Source organism: Nocardia sp. NPDC058499 (assembly GCF_042719915.1).
Taxonomy (GTDB): domain Bacteria; phylum Actinomycetota; class Actinomycetes; order Mycobacteriales; family Mycobacteriaceae; genus Nocardia.
Genome location: NZ_JBHXMZ010000005.1, coordinates 1 through 3,006, shown reverse-complemented (window position 1 = coordinate 3,006; position 3,006 = coordinate 1). Strand labels below are relative to the sequence as shown.

General features: G+C 64.4%; 5 protein-coding genes. 1 reads left to right on the top strand and 4 read right to left on the bottom strand.

Annotated elements, in window-relative coordinates:
* Window positions 1-254 (bottom strand): tyrosine-type recombinase/integrase (locus ACFWPH_RS16540; RefSeq protein WP_378752647.1); only part of this gene is annotated, 254 nt, incomplete at its 3' end.
* Between ACFWPH_RS16540 and ACFWPH_RS16535 the strand changes: the two genes are divergently transcribed.
* Window positions 247-987, top strand: coding sequence for a hypothetical protein (locus ACFWPH_RS16535; RefSeq protein WP_378751814.1), 741 nt, complete (start codon window positions 247-249; stop codon window positions 985-987). The genes ACFWPH_RS16540 and ACFWPH_RS16535 overlap by 8 nt on opposite strands.
* A 14-nt stretch (window positions 988-1,001) precedes the next feature.
* Here ACFWPH_RS16535 and ACFWPH_RS16530 read toward each other — a convergent pair whose 3' ends face one another.
* From ACFWPH_RS16530 to ACFWPH_RS16520, 3 genes are read right to left on the bottom strand one after another with little or no spacing between them, the layout of a single operon-like run.
* Window positions 1,002-1,853 (bottom strand): Scr1 family TA system antitoxin-like transcriptional regulator, encoded by an 852-nt coding sequence (locus ACFWPH_RS16530; RefSeq protein ID WP_378751812.1) that lies wholly within the window; start codon window positions 1,851-1,853, stop codon window positions 1,002-1,004.
* Window positions 1,850-2,377: a DUF6879 family protein gene (locus ACFWPH_RS16525; RefSeq protein WP_378751810.1), complete on the bottom strand. Its 528-nt coding sequence runs from the start codon at window positions 2,375-2,377 to the stop codon at window positions 1,850-1,852. Before ACFWPH_RS16525 ends, ACFWPH_RS16530 begins: the two co-directional genes overlap by 4 nt.
* Window positions 2,358-2,687 carry a hypothetical protein gene (locus ACFWPH_RS16520; protein ID WP_378751808.1) on the bottom strand — a complete coding sequence of 110 codons (330 nt, stop codon included), beginning with the start codon at window positions 2,685-2,687 and terminating at the stop codon, window positions 2,358-2,360. Before ACFWPH_RS16520 ends, ACFWPH_RS16525 begins: the two co-directional genes overlap by 20 nt.
* Between the last annotated feature and the right edge of the window lie 319 nt (window positions 2,688-3,006).

Below are 3,006 nucleotides of genomic sequence, written 5' to 3'. Positions count from 1 at the left end.
GCCACCCAAAGAGCGGGACCAGAACGGGACCGAAGGTGCTTCGGGAGCTTGTCCCCGGCGCCGGTGATCTCCTGTTGATCCGGGTGTAGGTAGCGCTCGGTGGTCCGACTGTCGGCATGGCCGGCGATCTTCTGGAGCACGTGCAGACTCACCCCGGCATCGGCCATCCACGTCAGCCCGGTGTGCCGTAGATCGTACCGGTATGCAAGAACTGAGAAACCTACACCGGCGAGGTGGGTCGCGCGTTTGACCAGCGCCGCGGCCGAGATGATGACGGCCGCCGGTTGGGTGCACTACGACGCTGGGCGGCTGGACGATGCGCGGCGCTACTACGCCGATGCCGCACAAGCCGCCACGGCGGTCGACGACGGGATCGCTGTAGCGCATGCTCTCGGCAATGCCAGTTCCCTCTTGACCGAGTGGAACGGTGGTACCGCCGCAGGCACCCGCCAAGCGGTGCAGTATGCCCAGGCGGCATCTCGTGCTGCGCTCAGTCACGGCGGTCCGAAACTACGCTCACTCATGGCGATTCGTGAAGCCGACGCCTTGGGGATGCCAGATCCGCGCGGCAACAGGTCTGCCGTCACGGACGCGCTCAGCCGGGCGTATCGGGCATACGAATCCAACCGGGGGTTCGATCCGGAGTGGGTCTATCTACCGGATGTCCTGTTGAGCGGTATGACCGGCACGATGCAGATGTACCTCGGTGAACACCGGTCGGCGTCGGAACAGATCCGCGCGGCTATCGACGGGTCATCGGCATGGCCGCGGGAACAAGCAGAGTGGCACGTCCAGCTCGGTCGCAATCTGGTACAAGCCGGAGACATCGCCGAGGGCTGCCAGGTGCTGACCGACCACTACGACGCGATCAGTCAGATCGGGTCGACGCGAGTTCATCAGAAGCTCGACACCGTCGCTGCTGCGGTCCGTGTACATGCCAAGGTGCCCGAGGTGCGTGAGTTCCTGGGGCTGCTGGCAGCGGCGTAGGTGCTGGCGCCGGTTCACTGCTCGTGTGATGAGGCGTCCAGTTGCTGTCCGTAGTGCTCCATCGCCGTGGTGATCAGCTCGCGTGCGGCGTTGCCGATTGCCGCCTGATCGGACACGGCATTGAATGCCCGTTCGTACAGCCCGATTTCGCGGGGCTGGGTGACGGTCAGCTGTGCGGAGATGGTCTCTGCCTGCACCATGGCGCGGTCGAAGATCGCGAAGTTCATCAACGGCACCCGGTACGGCGCACGGAGGGGCACGATACCGAGGACGACCCGAGGCAGTGTCATGGCGGTGAGGAGCCGGTCGAGCTGTTCAATCATGACCTCCGGGTCTCCGACGACCGACCAGAGTGCTTGTTCCCCGATGACGAAGTGGAAGCGGTGACGACCTTTGTAGAGCACCTGCTGTCGCTGCAATCGGGCAGCCACCGCCGCCTCGATGACATCAGGACCGCCGTAGAGGGCTTCGATCGTCTCGAGAACACCGTGGATGTACCGAGAAGTCTGGAGCAGTCCCGGCACCAGTCCGGGCTCGAACCAGCGGATGAGTTCGGCGTCGGCTTCCATCTTGGCGATGACCCGTTGCCACTGCGGCACCCGCATCCGCCGGACTTCGAGGTAGGCGGCTTCGACGTTGTGAAGCGTGGCGATCAGGTCGGGCAGTTGCGCAGCCGCGTCGGTATGACGGCACCACGCGCGTAGGTCGGTCTCGCTGGGTGTCTGCTTGCCGTATTCGATCTTGGATATCTTGGACTCGTGCCAGCCAGCGAGTCCCGCCAGAGCGCGACCGGTCAGACCGGCGCTCCGGCGGATCTCGCGCAGCCGTTGCCCGAGTGCTTCCTTCGCCGCCCGCGGGTTGGTCACCGATGCGATGCCTGGACGTATTCGTCGTGGGGCACAGCCAAGGACCAGACACGATCCCGCACCGCCCGAAAGTGCGCCGCTACTACCGGGTCGGTCGTGACGGCGAATCCCGCGCCTTCCCCGCTGCGGGTGAAGACGCTGAACGCTGCCAGATGGTCATCGAAGAGCCAGTAGTCGTCGCCGGTCAGTAGCGCGGGATCGATGGCGTGCCGCGGCAACCAGCGGATGTCCTCACCTGCCGCGATGTTGCGCGGTGACACTGCGAGCGCCCAGCGGGTGTAGTCGGTGTGCGGTTCGGTGACTACGCGGACGCGCTGAACGGTCTTGCCGGCCGTGGTGATCTCGGCAATGAGGTCCAGCCAACCCTGTTGCCATGCGGCGTCCTCCGCTTCGCCGGCGAGGAATTGGCGCAGGGGCTCGAACTCACCGGATACGGCATAGGTGTCCTGGAGTTCGAGGTGGAATGCCCGTTGCCACGGCGAGCGGAATAGCTCGTCCAGCTCCTCACCCGTCAGTGAGTACATCCCGGCGGCGCTCCTTTCCGATCGGTACCTCGACGCTGGCTTCGTGCGATGGGATATCCATCTGCGCCAGTGCTTCGGCGTCTGTGACGGGTATGCCCGTCAGCGTGAACGTACCGTGCCCCGTGTCCTGAAGCGGCGTGCCCAAGCAGGTGCCGCGTTCCAGGAATCCGAGCAGTGGGTGCGGAATCTCGATGAGTTCCGGCAGATCCGGCACGCGCCACCCCTGCACCACGTATGTCTCCCGGTCACTGAGGTACAGCGTGGGCGATTGGTGCGAGCCGGTGTTCTTGCCGAGGAAACGTAAACGCATGATGAAGTCCCCTGCCTACTGGTGTGCGTCAGTTTGCTTGTATCGCAGACCAATACTCGCCGCAACTACTCTTGTGCGTCAACGATTTTCCGGCACCCGCGCAAGCTGACGCACACTCGTTGAGCGCGCAGCATCGGCATCTTTACCGTTCCTCCAGGCGCCCGCGCCCGGTGACTGTCCTCCTGGTCGCGGGCTGCCTGACCAACGAGGCGACGAAGGGGTATTGACCAGTCCCCGATAACGCGACCACCCGGTTTCAGAGTCGGTTTGTCGTGATCGGTGTTCAGTTGATGTCGCAGTCCACCGGGTGGTGGGTGTG